Raw genomic sequence first — 18,330 nt, forward strand, 5'->3', positions numbered from 1 at the left:
TAGTATAATGCAGACAGTGTGCAAGGAGGAATACAATGAAACCCATATACGCTGTGGTGGATCTTGAAACAACAGGAACCGATTCGACGGTTGATCGAATTATTCAATTTGGCTGTGTCCTAGTCCAAGATGGCAAGATCATCAATCGTTTTGCCGCAGATATCAACCCTGACCGCAGAATTTCTAAGCAAATTCAACGATTGACACACATCACAAACCAACAAGTAAGCAAAGCGCCATATTTCGAAGACGTAGCTGATACGATCTATAACTTACTCAGCAACACGATTTTTGTGGCGCATAATATTTATTTTGATTATCATTTTTTAAGCAATGAATTTGTGCGTTGCGGGCTGCCACCTTTATCACTTCCCGGAATTGATACGGTGGAATTGGCGCAAGTGTTTTTACCAACAGAAAGCAGCTTTCGTTTAGGTGACCTAGCAGACAGCATTGGCTTTCGTCATGATAACCCGCATCAAGCAGATAGTGATGCAGAAGTGACCGCAGCTTTATTTTTGTATATCGAAGCGATCATGCGAGAACTGCCACGGACGACCCTTAAACAAATTGCGCTTTTAAGCGGTCAAATGGGTATGCAAACGAGTGACTATATCCATGGGATCTTAAAAGAAAAAGGCCCAGAGTTGGCAGAAGATTTCGAAGTGATCGACGGTATCGTCTTGCGGAAAAAGACCGTCCCACTTTTTGAAGCTACGCATTTTCAAGAAACGTATCCGAAAGTTAAAACGGAAAAAGAACAGCGCTTTGGGCAGCACTTAGTCTATCGGAAACAACAAGCACGCTTGATGAATGCAGTGTATACGCATTACACCCAGCCAGAGAAAAATCTGATCATTGAAGCAGAAACAGGCATGGGGAAAACCATCGGTTACTTGTTTCCAGCCGCCTATCTAGTGACACCAGAAAATCCATTGATCGTTAGTACCTCATCAATTCTATTGCAAAATCAAATCATCAACAAAGACATTCCTTTGGTAAACCAAGTACTGCAGCAACCTTTGCAAGCGGTCTTGGTCAAAAGCCATCGTCATTACATTGATTTGCAGCGTTTTAAAGCGACCCTTGATCAACCGGTAGAGCAAAAGCAATATGCGCAATACCAAATGGGGATCTTAGTTTGGCTAACTAAAACAGAAACGGGGGATTTCGATGAATTGAACTTGGTTCGACTTGATCATCCCTTATTTACCGACATCCGCCATCGCGGCGTTGCCTTTTTAGCCAAAGATCAACCCTTCTATGAACAAGATTTTGTCCGACATTTATATCAGCGGATGGCGCAAAGCAATGTTTTGATCGTCAACCATGCCTTTTTGATGCAGGAAAACCGGCGAGTGCAGCCGCTTTTGCCAGCGAGTGATTACTTATTGATCGATGAAGCCCAACAGTTGCCGCAGCAAGCAGAAGGCTTTAGTCAACATGTCTTTGACTCTGCGCACTTCAAGCGACAGTTTTTACAGCTAAATGAAGAAGGACTATTTGAAGAAATTGCCCAAATCATTACCGAGGATGATTTTTTACAACGGATGTTCTCGTTGTATCGAAACGCGTTGTCGATCTTGGTCGAAACACAAGAGCAGTATTTTCGCACCTTATTGATCGATGCGCCAGAGTTGCAAGTCGTGCACCATGACGACCTCTATGATGGCACGTTAGCACAAGACAAGCTGCATCAGAAATTGAGCCTTTACTATCAAGAAATCAATGAGATCCAACAACAGTTACGTCAGCGATTCGAGTTGACCAATGATCGGTGGTATGCAAGACAACGAATCGTGATTGCTCGTTTGTTTGATTTCTTTGGTCAAATGGAAACCCAGGAACAAACGGTGACCGCATGGTTGACTTGGTGGCATCCTCGTTACGTTCATTGGTTAAAAAAGCATCCCCAGTCAGGAAATGCTGTGATTGAGTTAGCTGATCTAGAAGGGCATTCGATCGTGGAAAGCACGTGGTATCACCGCTATCAGCACATCATTTATCTAGGGGGAACATTGAAGATCCCAGGCAACAAAGAATATTTTGCCCATCAGATCGGCTTGACCGATGTGCCAGTCAAAACGATTCCCGCTTTTTATGACTACAGCAAACAAACTCGACTCTATGTAGTTAAAAAAGGTCTCTCGATCCAACAAGCATCAGCTGCCGAATACGCGGATTATTTAGTCGAAGCGTTAGTCCCAATTTTGTTTGACAATCCTCAACCAGCGCTTGTGTTGTTTACGGCGCATGAAACTTTGAAAAATGTCTATGATCGATTGAATAAAAAAGCCCTGCATTATGGCAGAGAAATCGTTGCTCAAGGAACTGGCGGAACCCGTGAGAAAATCTTAAAGAAATTTTTATTAGCGGAAAATGGCATCTTATTAGGGACTAGCAGTTTTTGGGAAGGGGTCGACCTACCAGGTCAGGCCTTGAAGATCGCTGTGGTGACTCGCTTGCCTTTTGAGAATCCTAAGCAACCAATGGTCCAAGCACGGCATGCCTTCTTGGAAGCAGAAGGCATCGATTCTTTCAAAGAAGATGCCTTACCTAAAGCGATTCTACGGCTACGCCAAGCGTTGGGGCGCTTGATCCGTTCTGAAGAGGATACAGGCGTGATGGTCGTCCTTGATCGACGCTTGTTATCAACAAAGTATGGCAAACGGATGGTCAAAGGTCTACCCAAAAACTTGCCTCTGATTGAAGCTAGCCCAACCGAAATTGCCGAAGATATTCAACATTTTTTTGCGCAAGAGGAAAAAGCGGCGGTTGATTTTGAAAAATGAGTCAAACATCTGATATAATGAGTTTTATTTAAGATTGGAGTACGAAGTGTGAAAACAAAAGACAAAGAACATCGGCGAGTGATTATTTTGCTGAGTGCGATCACGGTTTTACTGATCGTTATTCTCTTCGCTTCTATTTTCTATCTCCGTTCTTCTCGTCCAATGCGACAAGCAAGAAACGAAGCGATCGAAATAGCAGAAAGATACACTGATTTAGCAGAGGTCGAACAATTCTATTGGTTCACCCGTGAGGAGACATCTTTTAGCATTGTTGGAAAAGATACGAATAACAATGAGATCGTCGTGATCATTCCTAAAAGCGGCGAAAAGGTTTCCGTTTATAATCAAGGGGATGGATTGACGGAAGCACAGGCCAAGGCCTTCGTTCGCGACAACCATCAAGGGCAGCAAATCCAAAAAGCAGCATTGGGTATTTTTAAAGGCGAGCCCGCTTGGGAAGTCATGACCAAAGACGACCAAGGTCGCTTGAACTATTATTTGATTGGTTTCAAAGATGGAGAAGAAATCAAAGCGGTCACTGAACTATAGAAAGCCGCTTATGATAGACAGAAATTTGGATCGTAGGAAGGATGATAAACATGGTACTTTCAAAAAGAGCAGAAAAATTAGAACCCTCCGCTACGTTAGCGGCATCTGCTAAGGCAAAAGGATTAGCAGACCAAGGTGTAGACGTATTAAGTCTAACCGTCGGTGAGCCCGACTTTATTACCCCGAAGAACATTCGCCAAGCAGCGATTGCAGCGATTGAGAGCGGCAAAGCTAGTTTTTACACAGCAACTGCTGGGATTCCAGAGCTAAAACAGGCGATTCTTGCTTATATGAAAGAGTTTTATGGTGCTGACTATGATTCAAACCAAGTGATCGTGACAGATGGTGCGAAATTTGCCCTTTATACACTGTTTCAAGCGCTTCTTGATGAAGAGGATGAAGTACTTATTCCAGTTCCTTACTGGGTCAGTTATGCGGAACAAGTCCGTTTAGCAGAAGGTACACCTGTATTTGTTGAAGCCAAACAAGCAGCAGATTTTAAAGTTTCTGTTGCTCAATTAGAAGCCGCTCGTACAGAACAAACGAAAGCCATTATTTTAAACTCGCCTGCCAACCCAACAGGGGCGATATACTCAAAAGAAGAATTAACGGCAATCGGCAACTGGGCAGTGGAAAACAATATTTGGATCATTGCCGATGATATCTATGGTCGTTTGGTTTATAACGGCAATACCTTTACATCAATCGCTAGCTTATCAGAAGAGATCCGCAAACAAACCATCGTGATCAACGGCGTTTCTAAAACCTATTCTATGACTGGGTGGCGGATTGGATTTGCTGTCGGCGATGCAAAAATCATCAAAGCGATGGTTGATATCGCTTCCCAAGCTACCAGCAACCCGCCGGCTGCTAGCCAATACGCAGCAGTTGAGGCACTGACTGGTAATCAAGAATCGATCGAAGTGATGCGTCAGGCCTTTGAAGAACGCTTGAATAAACTATATCCGTTAATTGCCGCTATTCCTGGTTTTAAAGTGACGAAACCCCAAGGCGCGTTTTACTTGTTCCCAAATGTCAAAGAAGCCATGACAATGTGCGGCTATCAAACCATTGATGCCTTCGTAGAAGCTTTACTAATGGAAGCCCACGTGGCAGTAGTGACTGGTGCTGGTTTTGGCACACCGGATTATTTACGGATCAGCTATGCAACTGACTGGGACACGTTAGCAGAAGCTACCAAACGAATCCATGATTTTGTTGAAAAGAAACGCCAAAAAGCTTAAAATGCTCTATGGTGCCTTTATTAATTAGATAGGAGAGAATCAAGTGGAATCTATTCAAATTTTAGATGCAAAAAAACACGTTGGCGAAACCGTTCAAATCGGAGCATGGGTTGCTAACAAACGCTCTAGTGGGAAGATCGCCTTCTTACAACTTCGCGACGGAACAGCGTATTTCCAAGGAATCGTTGTAAAAAGTGAAGTAGGGGAAGAAGTTTTCCAATTAGCGAAAAATCTAAATCAGGAAACTGCCGTACTGGTCACTGGGGAAATCAGAGAAGACAGCCGCTCAAAATTTGGCTATGAAATTGGCATTTCTGGTTTAGAAGTTGTCGGTGAAAGCCACGATTACCCAATTACACCAAAAGAACACGGAACAGATTTCTTGATGGACCATCGTCACTTATGGTTGCGTTCGTCAAAACAACATGCCATCATGCAAATCCGAAACGAAATCATTCGGGCAACGTATGAATTCTTCAACAAGAATGGCTTTATCAAAATCGATCCACCGATCCTAACCGGATCAGCACCAGAAGGAACGACCGATTTATTTGAAACCAACTATTTCGATCAAAAAGCATATTTGTCTCAGTCCGGTCAATTGTACATGGAGGCTGCTGCTATGGCGTTTGGCAAAGTCTTTTCTTTTGGACCAACTTTCCGTGCCGAAAAATCAAAGACACGTCGTCACTTGATTGAATTTTGGATGATTGAACCAGAAATGGCCTTTATGCACCAGGAAAAAAGCTTGGAAGTCCAAGAGCAGTACGTGGCATTCTTAGTGCAAAATGTGCTCGATAACTGTGACTATGCACTAGACGTCTTAGGTCGTGACCGTGAAGTCTTGAAAAAATACACCAAATTACCATTCCCACGAATCTCTTACGATGATGCAGTGGAATTATTACAAAAGAACGGCTTTGATGATATTCAATGGGGCGATGACTTTGGCTCACCACATGAGACCTTTATTGCCAATTCATTCGATCAGCCCGTCTTTATCTTAAACTATCCAAAAGCCATCAAACCTTTCTATATGAAGCCACATCCAACGAGAGAAGATGTCGTGATCTGTGCCGATATGATCGCACCAGAAGGCTATGGCGAGATCATAGGCGGTTCTGAACGTGCCATCGATCATGAATACCTGCTAGAACAAATCCGCGCCCACGGCTTGGACGAAAACGAATATTCATGGTATTTAGACTTACGCAAGTACGGCTCAGTTCCTCACACCGGCTTTGGTCTTGGATTAGAACGGACCGTTACCTGGTTATCAGGAATCGAGCACGTAAGAGAATCCATTCCGTTTCCACGGTTGTTGAATCGGATTTATCCTTAAAGTTGACATAAGCTAGTACTAAAAAAATGGTGCTAGCTTTTTTAGTTTGAAAAAATACTGTGCCTTTTAGGTTGAAATTCCCACATTATAGCTATATATTTATATGGGTTATACGATAAGAATCAATTTTAGAAACAAAATAATAATAGAGGTAAAAAGAAAATGTGAGGAGTTTTTAAATGCTGAGTTTTTTAAAAAAATATCCATTATATATACAAATGTTTTTGATTTTATTTGCCAGTTTCATTTTAATTTTTCCGCAGTTATATCTGCGAGGAGTTATTATTGGTTCTGACGCTATCTTTCATTATAATCGCTTTTATGATGTAAGTGAGCAAATAAAAAATGGAAATTATCAATACTTTATATCAATGTATGGGTTTCAACAATCCGGACGAATCATCAACGCTTTGTATGGTCCACTATTTGCATATTTCCAAGGAATTATTGTAATAATTTCAAAATCGTGGTTTCAATATCAAATAATATCCAACTTTATACTTTATATTATTTCCGGTTTCTCCATGCTGATTTTCTTGAAAAAAATTAAAGTAAATGGTTGGATTTCTGCTGGATTCAGTATATTTTTTATGACTACTTATCCAATTCAATATTGGATAGATCAACAAGGTCTTTCAGCTTGGCCAGCTGCAATTCTTCCGCTGTGTATGATACCATTGATAAAATTAATTGAAGAAAAAAAACTAAGTGTTATAGGAACCTCAGTGGCAATTAGTGCTATGTTTCAAGTCCATGTTTTATCGACAATCTTCTTAGTAATGGTTTATTTCTTCTTCTTTATATATTCTTTTTTGACAACAGATAAAAAAAAATCGCTATTGAAAGAATTAATTATATCAATTTTTTCATTTTTGTTACTAACTACTAATGTATGGGTAAATATGATAGATGTTTATCTAGGCAATAGATTAGTTTCGCCTTTTTTAAATGAACATATGGAGAATAATACGATTACAGCCAATAGTTCATATTGGGTTGAGTATCCTAAATTTCTTCCGGTTCTTTTTGCAGTTCTATTCTGTGGAATACTAAATAAGAAATATAAATTTGAACCTTTTTTGAAAATAATAGTGGCAATTGTTGCTTTATTTACTATTCTTTCAACAAATTTTATACCGTGGAAATTTCTATCTAGCTTGGAGAACCCTATTTTAGGGCTTATACAATTTCCGTTTCGTTTCGTCATAACCTCAATAGTTTTGTTATTAATAGGTTTGGCAATAATGATGCGATACTATAAAGGTGCGAGAATAGCAAATCCATTTTACTTAGCTATATTACTATGTTTAAGCTTAGTTCAAATAAATTATATGAATACGAGTAAAATGATTAAATGGCATCAAAGTGACACTGCTGTAAATACTAGAGTAAACTCATTTGTTTTCGAAGATGACGAATTCAAAATGAAAAATCAACTTTTTTCAAAAGATAAACAGGAGCTTCTTTTGAGCTTTCAGAAGTCTACGCCAGATTACCTTCCTTTATATAATGATGATAAAATAAGCAGATATGGGACCTATGGGGACGAAATCATCCAAAATAATCATTTTTTCGAAAAAAGCGTGGTTAATGGTAAGCTACAGGTTACTTGGAAATCCAATTCAAACAAAAGTATAAAAATTCCGATTATCAAATATAAACGAACAAATTTGATTTTAAATGGCAATTCTCTTTCAGATGAAGACTTCGATGTCAATACAATAGGAGTTGTAACAGTGAACCAGGTTAAGGGGGAAAATAATCTTATAGTATCATATAATAATCCTTGGTTCTTTTCTATTACAATAATAATTCCTTGTATTGTGTTGCTATTTTTCATAATCGTAACCTTAATAAAAAAGTATAACTTTCATTTATCATAAAAGAATTGTTACCCATCCTAATGACTATATGACGGTTTTGTTACAAATATTTTCTTTTTTTCTTATATCGGTTAGAATAAGGGTTAGTGTAAAAGAGGCGATTACAATTATAAATTATATAAAACCTTTGGCTAAGACAATTTACTTATTGCCAATTAAATGGTTATCGAGAGTAAAACGAAAAAAAAATAAGCATATCGTATTTTTATTAAGTTTCCCCTCTTCAAGTGAGTATATTTTGGATAAATTGATAGAAAAATATAGAGGAAGAGTGATTATCTGCTATACGAAGAATTGTGCTGAACTGGCTCAAAGGTTTTCTATTCAGGGTAATCGAACTTTATCGATTGATTCCTTATACGACTTATATACTAAGGTGATTCCTGTTCTAGGTTCAAGTAAAATGGTTTTATGTGATAATTATTTTCCTTTACTTGCTGAATTTAACTTCGATAAAGAAGTTAGTGTAGTACAACTTTGGCATGCGAATGGTGCTATAAAAAAATTTGGGTTAGAAGCAAATTATGTATCTAGTAAATCGAATATTGATAAAAAAAGATATCAAGCAGTATACAATAGATTTACTCACTTGGTAGTTAGTTCTCCAATGATGGCTAAGATTTTTTGTAAGAGCTATGCTAAAAATTATGGTATATTACCTTTTGGGTATCCTTTAACTGATCAATATTTTAGTCATCAATTCAAAAACGAACTAAAATTTGATTTTATAAAAAAACCCTTGGTTCTCTATGCTCCAACATATCGTGAGACTGAAAGAGATCAATCATTTAGTTTAGAAGAGTTTATAAAACAAATCCCATCGAACTTGCAATTGATTATCCATCCGCATCCTCATGATAATTTTATAAGAGATCAATTAGCTGATTTTCCTGAGATTATTCAGCTTCCTAAAGGTGTGTCTTTAACATCTATCCTTCCATATGTTGATTATCTAGTAACAGATTATTCATCTATTCCTTTTGAATATTCATTAGCAAATCCCAATGGGCAAATTATCTATTTTTGGTATGATTACAAAATTTATAGTACTAAGGTTGGAATACAAGAGTTATTTGAAAAATACGTAACAGGGACAATTGCTTATAGTCATAGTGATCTTAAAAATTCGTTTTTAAAAGAAAATAAATCAGATTTAAAAGAGTTTAATTCCATTTGGAATACTTTTGCAGATGGAAGAGCTATGAAACAACTAATAGATTGGATCGATAAACAATATGAAAACTGAGTTAATTATGGGGATCCCAGTAGACAATCTTACGTATCAAATGATTTTAAGTGATCTTCCGTACTACTTGTTAGAAAAGAAAAAGATGACTATCATTAGTGTTAATCCTCAAATCATAATTGAGGCTAAGAGGTTTCCTGAAGTGATTGATTTGATAAAAACTAGTACACATCGTATTCCTGATGGTATTGGGGTTGTCTTAGTATCAAAATTAACAGGTGGAAATATTAGGGAGAGGGTTGCAGGTTTTGACTTGATGTTAAAGCTATTGGAGTATGCTAATGTAAATGGGAAAAGTGTTTTCTTTTATGGTGCAAGAATAGAAATCCTTAAAGACGCTATTGCCAATATTGGCTCCACTTATCCTAAAATTAATATAGTAGGCGCAATTGATGGGTATACTAATCTAAGTGAACAAGAAATTGTTAGGGAAATCAACAAGTGTAAGCCTGATTTTCTATTTGTTGCATTAGGTTTTCCAAAACAGGAGCAATGGCTATCTAGGAATATTAACAAGTTGAATGTAAGTATCTTTCAAGATGTTGGTGGAAGTTTTGATGTTTTAAGTGGACATGTGAAAAGAGCACCCCAGTTTTTTATAAAATATAATTTGGAATGGATGTATCGTTCACTAAGCAATCCATCTAGAATTGGAAGGATTTTTCAATTGCCCTCCTTTCTTTTTAAAAGTTTGTGGTGGAATTATAGAGGAGTTGACAAACATAAAAAAGATAATTAGTTATCTCTACGGTAAACTTTTTAATTTTATCGCTTCGTATTTTTCCGTTAAGAAAAATACGATTCTTTTTGAAAATTTTAATGGCAAGCTCCCTGGAGACAATCCCTATGCAATTTATAACGAATTTATAAACAATATAGACTGTAACGATTGGTATGTTTATTGGGGAATCAAAAAAAAATATTTAAGTATAGCTCAAGAGAGATTTCCTGAGATTAACTTTGTTGTTCGTTTTTCTATTAAATGGTTATTTTTAGCTCCCAGATCTAACTTTTGGGTATTTAATGCCCGAATGCCAATTTGGTTAAAAAAGAACAAACAGACTGTGTATTTTCAAACCTGGCACGGTACACCCTTAAAAAAATTAGGATTAGACATTCAGAATGTTTCTATTCCAGGTACAACGAATGAATCTTACAAAGAAAGTTTTATAAAAGAGTCAGAAAGATGGGATTTCTTGATTGCACCGAATGATTATTCGAAAAGGATTTTTATAAAAGCTTTTCAATTTAAAAATGAGTTTCTTGAAATTGGTTATCCAAGGAATGATCATTTGGTTAAATATGGTAGTAATAATGAAATTAAAAATATATTGAAAAAGAAAATTTTGGGTAGAACTAATGGCAGGGTGATTCTGTATGCTCCTACTTGGAGAGACGACTATTACATTAGTAAGGGAAATTACAAATTTAAGATGCCTTTCCAATTAAATAAAGTTTTCGATTTGATGAATGAAGATGATGTTTTAATCCTAAGGCCGCATTACTTAGTAGAAGACTCAATTGACATTAATGGGTATGAACAGAAGGTCTTTATTAATAGCTCAGAAGATATTAATAATTTATATTTAATCTCTGATTTTTTAATCACTGATTATTCATCTGTAATGTTTGATTTTGCAGAGCTTCGTAAACCGATGTTATTCTACGCTTATGACTTAGATCATTACGAAAGAGAAATCCGTGGATTCTATATTGATTATATAAATGAACTACCAGGAGCTATCTCCACAAATGAAGAGGACTTTTACAAGCAGTTTAAATATATGATAAATATGACCTCAAACTACTCAATTATATTTTCAAAAAAATATTCGAACTTTTGTGATAAGTACTGTAGAAGAATGAGCAAAAGTAGCGAAGCAGTTGTAAAAAAAATAATGGAATTTTAAGAACAATTGAATTAAGGAGTTACACTACAATGGTTAGAATACTTAATAAAAAAGTAAGGAAAGTTTTGAAGAAAAAAATAGATAAAAAATATGAATTTCAGTATTTACATTTTATAAAAAATAAAAAGATTAATAAAAACGTTATACTTATTGAGTCTACTCACGGAAGAGATTTCAGTGGGCATGTTTATTATCTTACAAAATATCTTTCGAAAAATTTTAAAGATTTTCAACTAAAGATTGCGATTCAAAAAGACAAGAAAGACTGGATAAAAAATTTACTCGACGTTGAAGTAAATTGGACTAATATTGAATTAATTGAATACAATTCGAAAGAATATGTCTATAATTTAGCTACTGCTGAATTTTTAATTAATGATACGACATTTTGGAGTTATTTTAATAAAAGACCTGAGCAAATCTACATTAATATTTGGCATGGAACCCCTCTGAAATGTTTAGGCAAGGCAATGGAAGTTGACGGTTTTGGGAATGTTCAAAAAAATTTCATGGCATCAAACTTTCTTGTAGTTAGTAATGACTACACTAAGGAAAAGATAGCAGAGAATTACAATTTGAAAAATATTTCAAGTACCAATATTGTGGTAGCACCTTCTCCAAGAAATAGTATCCTTTTTGATAATAGTAAAGGATCAGATGTCCGTAATAAAATCGATGTCTCTAATGAGAGAATATACTTTTATATGCCTACATATAGAGATGTAGGTACTTCTGTATCTTTCATAGAGGAAATATTGACTTCTTTCGAAAGAGAACTTAAAGACAATGAGAGATTATTCATAAAGCTTCATCCTTTTGATGCTGAGAAACTCAGTATTGACTTAAATAACTTTAAAAAAGTTAAGTTATTTCCAGAAAACGTGGAAACATATGAGTTTTTAACTGCTGTAGATGTGTTAATAACTGATTATAGTTCTATTATGTATGATTTTTTATGCAGCGGTAAAAAGACTGTTTTATTTACTTATGATAAAGAAGAGTATTATTTAAATAGAGGCCTATATGAAGATATTGATAATTACCCTTTTAAACAAGTAAAGACTATAAATGAATTAATAGAAGAGTGTAGAGTTGATGAATCAGAAAGTTATTCTGGCAATATTACTTCATTTAAAGAAAAATTCATTGGTAAAGATAATATTAAAGGAACGGAACAATTAGTTAAATTTTTGTTTAACAAAGAAAATAATGATAGAATACATCAATACTCTTTAAGAAACAGTAAAAAAAATATAGTTTTATACGCGGGTGCTTTATGGGATAATGGAATTAGTAGGGCTTTTTTTAATACTATTGAAGCAATCGATTTATCAGAAAATAATTATATTCTTTTTGTTAAAGATCGTTCTGTAAAAAAAGAACATAAATATAAATTGGCTGAATTGAAGATTCCATATATTTTGAGTTCCGGTGTAACTCAGTACACTTTTTTGGAAGGAATTTTAACATATTTTTATTTAAATACTGAGTGGTTTGGAAAAAAAATCGCAAAAAAACTTATTGAAAAAAGTATTTTTAAAATGTATAGACTGGATTTTCGACGTATGTTCAACAATCTTGACATAGATCAATTTATTCACTATACAGGTTTCGAACGCGCAATAGCAACTATGACAAGTGCTATTTCTAAATCAAACGTTAAAACTACAATATTTTATCATACTGATATGTTTGAAGAATATAAAGCAAAAAAAAATGTGAATATGAAAGTTTTAGGATCTACGTATGAAAATGTAGATCAATTGGTCTTAGTTAATTCCGAATTGAAAGATAGATTGTTATTGAATTATCCTAGCTTAAATAATATATATGTTATGGATAATTTCTTAGGTTTTAAAGAGATAAGAGATGCAAGTAACGAATCAATTTTTACTTCTCTTTTGAATGTACCATTGCAATATGGATACTCAGAACATATTTCTGATAGAATAAAGAGTGATTTAGGGATAAAAACTCAGACAGAAAATGTAGGATATCGTAAAATATTTAATGTGGTGAAAACACATGAACTAAGTCGAGGTGGACTTTTTCCCAATATTGAAAATAATTCTGATGAGCTTTTAAAAGCTTTTCAAAAAGCGGCTGAAGTTCATCTAGGTATTGGAGAGAAGATAGATTTCACTTTAAATGAAATAGGATATATTTATGGTGTTACTAAATTGCGATTAATTGATGATTTGCTAAATCCTAATATTAAAGTTTTTATCAATATTGGTAGATTTGATTTACAAAAAGGTCATGATCGATTAATCGAGTCTTTTGTAGAAGTAAATAAAAAATTTCCAAACACACGTCTTGTTATTGTAGCTCCTCATGGACCATTAAAAAAGCAGACTATTGCAAAAGTAAGAGAAAGTGGTATCAAAGAAAAAATTATTATTTTAGGAGGAATGGATAATCCCTATTCTTTACTTAAACTATGTGATGCATTTATTTTTACTAGTCTGTATGAAGGCTTAGGGTTGGTAGTATTTGAAGCATTGGCCGTAGGAACAGATGTTATCACTGTCGATATTCCAGCAACCACTCAATTCTTAAAAGATGGTTCTTCAAATGAATTACCGGCACTAATTGTACAAAATAATGTAAGTAGTATAATTGAAGGTTGGATTTTTTATATGGAAGGTTATCCCATTCTAGGGAAATATGATTTTGAAAAACAAGAACAACAGTCTCTTGCAGTATGGAATAGCTTGGTAAAATAAGGTTATTTATATTTAATGATTTCAAAAATATTAAAATCATTCCACTCCTCCTAACTTTCGTGTATAATGGTACAAGCCAGTATTACGAAAGTTAGGAGGAGTTGTTTTGAGTAAACAACATCCAGAGGATAAGTCCTTTAAAGACGAAGTATTAGGAGCTTTAAAGCAACCTCAATCAGATCAAACCCAAGAAAGCAATGGTTTGAACGAGCGTCCTATTCAACAACCTCAAGAAGAGGTGGGTTCGCGAACTGCAAGTGGAAAGGCCAAAAATAAACAAGCAAAGCAAGCTGCTACAAGTCGTAGGGCAGCAGAAGAAGTGCCCATAGCTGAAGGTGGGGAAACGCAATTGCGCAAGCAGCAACGCAAAAAAGAAGATCGGATTGTCAATCGGATCGTTTTGATCGTAGTCCTTGCTCTGATCGTCATCGGTGGTGTTTTAGGATTTTCAATGTATCGTTATGTAACATCAGGATTGCAGCCGTTGAATCCAGAAGATACCGAAACGGTGGCGGTTGAGATTCCTAGTGGATCGTCCAACAAAGCAATTGGAGAAATATTGGAAGAAGGCAATATCATTAAAAGTGGTATGATTTTTAACTATTATACGAAATTCAATAATTTAACTGGATTTCAAGCAGGAAATTATCATTTTTCTCCTAGTATGACATTGGATCAAATCTCAAAGATGCTGCAAAATGGTGAAGGATCGGTCACCTCTGATGCAAAAGTGACGATTCCAGAAGGATTTGATGTTGATCAAATCGGTGATGCTCTAGCGGAAGCAACGAATATCTCGAAAGACGATTTCTTAGCTTTGATGGAAAGTGACGAGTTCTTTGAAAAAATGAAAGAGACCTATCCTGAGCTTTTAGCAAGTGCCGGCGATGCACAAGGTGTGCGTTACCGACTAGAAGGATACTTGTTCCCAGCGACGTATGACTACTATACAGGGAATACCCTAGAAGAAGTCGTTACCCAAATGGTGGATAAATCAAATTCAGTCTTGTCAAAATATTTCGATCAAATTGCTCAAAAAGAAATGACGGTTCAAGAAGTCCTTACTTTGGCTTCACTTGTTGAAAAAGAGGGCAGTAAGCTAGAAGATCGTAAAAATATCGCACAGGTATTCTTCAATCGTTTAGCGATTGATATGCCGCTGCAATCGGATATTTCGATTCTATACGCGTTAGGTGAGCACAAAGAGCTAGTTACTTATGAGGACACTCAAGTTGACTCTCCTTATAATCTCTATGTGCATACTGGCTACGGACCTGGACCATTCAACAATCCAAGTGAAGCAGCGATCCAAGCGGTCTTAGATCCAACACCGAACAACTACTATTATTTCGTTGCTGACATTCAAACCCAAGAAGTTTACTTTGCGGAAACCTATGAACAGCATATGCAATTAGTGGAACAATATGTAAACAATACCTCAAATTAAATTTTCATAGGTTTATAGTTTACATTTAAAAAAAAGCATGGTAATCTTTTGTGGACTCATCGCAAAAGATTACCTTTTGCGATTTATTAGAAGTTACTAAAAGGAGAAAAGAACTATGGTAGAAAAAGTTTACCCAATGACACTTGAAGGAAAAGAAAAGCTAGAACAAGAATTAGAAGAATTGAAAACGGTAAAACGCGGCGAAATCATTGAACGTATCAAGGTAGCCCGCAGTTTTGGCGATTTATCCGAAAACTCAGAGTATGAGTCTGCTAAAGATGAACAAGCGTTTGTCGAAGGCCGAATCACTACTTTAGAAAATATGATTCGTTTTGCAGAGATCATTGATAATGAGGGTGTAGACTCTGATGAAGTTTCCATCGGAAAAACAGTGATTTTTGTTGAGTTGCCTGATGGTGACGAAGAAGAGTACATGATCGTCGGTAGTGCTGAAGCAGATCCGTTTTCTGGTAAAATTTCCAATGATTCACCAATCGCTCGTGCCTTGATTGGGAAAAAAGTCAACGATGAAGTGACGATCTCAACGCCAGGCGGAGATATGCAAGTAAGAATCACAGAAGTAAAGAAAAGCTAATTGCTTGATCACTCGATCAATCTAGTTGACCCTGTTGTTCATTCTCCTTTAGGGAATTTGATCAAACAGGGTCTTTTTTCGGACCAGCGACGGATGGACAAACCATTTTTTTCAGGTATGATAGAGTAGAATTACTAGGAGGAGGAGCTTGAATGAAAAGTCCTTGGCGTTTTTTCTTTATTGTTGAAGCGCTCTTACTGCTTTTTGCGGTATGGCAAATTTTATCTAATCCGCCATTATTATTTTTATTAATACTTGGTGTGACGTGCTTGGTCCTTGTGAACCGAAGTGAGCGCAAGAGCAATTTTAAAAATTTCTTGATGGTCTCAAGTTCCATTGCTATTTTGATCAGTTTGTTAAATAGTCCAGCACTGTGGCTGATGCTGATTTTTGCGATTTTATTTATTGGTTTAAAAGGAGTCGAGATTACCGGAATCGACTTAACTAAAAATTCATTCTGGCGCAAAAAACAAATGATTATCGTTGAAACTGAAGAACCCAAAGCTGATCATCCACTGAAACAAAAGCAGCAATGGTTAGGTAATGAACGGATCGGCAGTCAAGTCTATGAATGGGACGATATCAATTTAGATATCTTGACGGGAGACACTTTTATCGATCTAGGCAACACTTTATTGCCTAAGAAAGAAAACGTCGTGATCGTACGAAAAGGCTTTGGCAGAACTCGTATTTTAGTGCCTGCTGGCGTAGCAATCAAATTAGAGCACAGTACTTTTATTGGATCCGTTATCTTTGAAGGCGAAGAAACGAGCTTGAAAAATGAAAAAGTGACGATCTACAGCCCTGATTATGGCGAAAATAGTCGGCGTTTGAAAATTTTAACGAATACCCTTGTTGGTGATGTTGAGGTGATTCGGGTATGATCGGGAAATTTTCAAGAGGCATGATCGCGTTTTATGCAGGCTTAGCAAGTTTTTTTACCATGATTTTGATGCTGTTTTCCTATTTGTATGCCAGTGGGAAAAATAATTGGCTGATAGAAGTCTTTCAAATCAAACTTTTTTTCATTCCTATCGTCTTTCACTTGCTTGTAATATCTGCATTGATTGCTTTAGCTGTCTTCTTACTGATTTCTTTTTTCCGCAACCGTCAATATGGTCCAGTAGAAGAAAAGTTGAGACTATTAGCCAGCGGTTATATCGATAGTCCTCTATTGGAAACTAAAATCCCCCATGCGTCTGAAAACCATTTGATTGCAAACGTAGATCGTGATATTGCTAGTATCCAATCGAAGATGAAACAGATGTCGATGGAATTACAGCAATTGAATGCGAAACCGCAGTTTGTTGATGGTCAGACGAAAGAAGAGATTTTAGAAGCAGAAAGGCAGCGTCTGGCTCGTGAATTGCACGACTCTGTTTCTCAACAGCTGTTTGCCGCCATGATGATGATGTCTGCACTGAATGAGCAAGCGATTCGAACAGATGCTCCAGAAAGCCAAAAGAAACAGTTAGCGATGGTCACAGACATTATCAATGCTTCGCAATCTGAAATGCGGGCGCTCTTGCTTCATCTACGACCTGTCACATTGGAGGGCAAGAGTTTGAAGCAAGGGATCGAGCAATTGTTAAAGGAATTAGAGACAAAAATCAAAATTTTGCTAACTTGGGATATTGAAGACTTTACGATGCCCAGCTCGATCGAGGATCAACTCTTTCGTGTGATCCAAGAACTCTTGTCTAATACACTGCGTCACGCGAAAGCTGATGAGTTAGAAGTATACTTGCATCGCATCGATAATAACGTGTTATTGCGGGTGATCGATGATGGAGTTGGCTTTGATCCCCAAGATCAAAAGGCCGGCAGTTATGGCTTGATGAATATCCGAGAACGGGTGAGTGCCGTTGGTGGTACGTTGAAAATTATTAGTTTTAAAAAGCAAGGAACTAGCATTGAAATCAAAGTTCCACTGTTGAAGGAGGCATAACGGATGATAAACGTGTTGTTAGTTGATGACCATGAAATGGTTCGTCTGGGGGTATCTTCTTACTTATCGATTCAAGACGATATAGAAGTGATTGGGGAAGCGGAAAATGGCCGAGTAGGTTATGAAAAGGCCTTGGAGCTGCGACCAGACGTGATTTTAATGGACTTAGTGATGGATGAAATGGATGGGATCGAATCTACGAAATTGATTTTAAAGGATTGGCCGGATGCAAAAATCATTATTGTCACTAGTTTTATTGATGACGAGAAAGTCTATCCTGCAATTGAAGCAGGTGCGGCCGGTTACCTGTTAAAGACGTCTACTGCTCATGAGATTGCGGAAGCCATTCGTGCCACCCAGCGAGGCGAGCGGGTCTTAGAACCCGAAGTCACCACGAAAATGATGGATCGTTTGACGAATCGGACACCGATCTTGCATGAAGATTTGACGAATCGGGAACAAGAAGTGTTACTGTTGATCGCCGAAGGAAAGAGCAACCAAGAGATTGCGGATTCACTCTTCATTACGCTGAAAACAGTGAAGACACATGTATCGAATATCTTATCAAAATTAGAAGTAGAAGATCGTACACAAGCGACGATATATGCTTTTAAACATAGCTTGATAAAATAAAATCTTAATAATCAT

The 18,330-nt window shown here is 36.5% G+C and carries 14 protein-coding genes; all 14 read left to right on the forward strand.

The features are described from left to right. Positions 1-35: 35 nt before the first annotated feature. The 14 genes from CO692_RS13755 to CO692_RS13820 all read left to right on the forward strand — a co-directional run bounded on the left by CO692_RS13755 (position 36) and on the right by CO692_RS13820 (position 18,315). Positions 36-2,792, forward strand: coding sequence for a helicase C-terminal domain-containing protein (locus CO692_RS13755; protein ID WP_096742474.1), 2,757 nt, complete (start codon positions 36-38; stop codon positions 2,790-2,792). Between the two features lie 48 nt (positions 2,793-2,840). Beyond that, on the forward strand, positions 2,841-3,341 hold the full coding sequence (locus tag CO692_RS13760; RefSeq protein WP_086292801.1) for a DUF5590 domain-containing protein: 501 nt from the start codon (positions 2,841-2,843) through the stop codon (positions 3,339-3,341). A gap of 50 nt (positions 3,342-3,391) precedes the next feature. Continuing rightward, entirely contained in the window at positions 3,392-4,585 is a 1,194-nt protein-coding gene (locus CO692_RS13765) for a pyridoxal phosphate-dependent aminotransferase (RefSeq protein ID WP_086292799.1), read from the forward strand. A 43-nt stretch (positions 4,586-4,628) separates the two neighbouring features. Beyond that, positions 4,629-5,927 (forward strand): asparagine--tRNA ligase, encoded by a 1,299-nt coding sequence (gene asnS, locus CO692_RS13770; protein WP_096742475.1) that lies wholly within the window; start codon positions 4,629-4,631, stop codon positions 5,925-5,927. A 179-nt stretch (positions 5,928-6,106) separates the two neighbouring features. Further along, on the forward strand, positions 6,107-7,810 hold the full coding sequence (locus CO692_RS13775; protein ID WP_096742476.1) for a hypothetical protein: 1,704 nt from the start codon (positions 6,107-6,109) through the stop codon (positions 7,808-7,810). 28 nt (positions 7,811-7,838) lie between these two features. Beyond that, positions 7,839-9,056, forward strand: a complete 1,218-nt coding sequence (locus CO692_RS13780) for a CDP-glycerol glycerophosphotransferase family protein (protein WP_096742477.1) — start codon at positions 7,839-7,841, stop codon at positions 9,054-9,056. After that, entirely contained in the window at positions 9,046-9,795 is a 750-nt protein-coding gene (locus CO692_RS13785; protein WP_170924076.1) for a WecB/TagA/CpsF family glycosyltransferase, read from the forward strand. Before CO692_RS13780 ends, CO692_RS13785 begins: the two co-directional genes overlap by 11 nt. Beyond that, the gene (locus tag CO692_RS13790) at positions 9,770-10,966 is read left to right on the forward strand and encodes a CDP-glycerol glycerophosphotransferase family protein (protein ID WP_226818151.1); all 1,197 of its coding nucleotides are present in this window, start codon (positions 9,770-9,772) and stop codon (positions 10,964-10,966) included. Before CO692_RS13785 ends, CO692_RS13790 begins: the two co-directional genes overlap by 26 nt. A 29-nt stretch (positions 10,967-10,995) precedes the next feature. Continuing rightward, positions 10,996-13,692: a CDP-glycerol glycerophosphotransferase family protein gene (locus CO692_RS13795; RefSeq protein WP_096742478.1), complete on the forward strand. Its 2,697-nt coding sequence runs from the start codon at positions 10,996-10,998 to the stop codon at positions 13,690-13,692. A 106-nt stretch (positions 13,693-13,798) separates the two neighbouring features. Further along, positions 13,799-15,139 carry an endolytic transglycosylase MltG gene (mltG, locus tag CO692_RS13800; protein WP_096742479.1) on the forward strand — a complete coding sequence of 447 codons (1,341 nt, stop codon included), beginning with the start codon at positions 13,799-13,801 and terminating at the stop codon, positions 15,137-15,139. A 115-nt stretch (positions 15,140-15,254) separates the two neighbouring features. Continuing rightward, positions 15,255-15,734, forward strand: a complete 480-nt coding sequence (gene greA / locus CO692_RS13805) for a transcription elongation factor GreA (protein ID WP_005229556.1) — start codon at positions 15,255-15,257, stop codon at positions 15,732-15,734. 152 nt (positions 15,735-15,886) lie between these two features. Next, positions 15,887-16,618 carry a cell wall-active antibiotics response protein LiaF gene (gene liaF, locus CO692_RS13810; protein WP_005229558.1) on the forward strand — a complete coding sequence of 244 codons (732 nt, stop codon included), beginning with the start codon at positions 15,887-15,889 and terminating at the stop codon, positions 16,616-16,618. Continuing rightward, entirely contained in the window at positions 16,615-17,682 is a 1,068-nt protein-coding gene (locus tag CO692_RS13815) for a sensor histidine kinase (RefSeq protein WP_077452577.1), read from the forward strand. The genes liaF and CO692_RS13815 overlap by 4 nt, the downstream gene beginning before the upstream one ends. Positions 17,683-17,685: 3 nt before the next feature. Then, positions 17,686-18,315, forward strand: a complete 630-nt coding sequence (locus CO692_RS13820; RefSeq protein WP_096742480.1) for a response regulator transcription factor — start codon at positions 17,686-17,688, stop codon at positions 18,313-18,315. Positions 18,316-18,330 lie beyond the last annotated feature (15 nt).

Source organism: Enterococcus sp. FDAARGOS_375 (genome assembly GCF_002393265.1).
Taxonomy (GTDB): Bacteria; Bacillota; Bacilli; order Lactobacillales; family Enterococcaceae; genus Enterococcus_D; species Enterococcus_D innesii.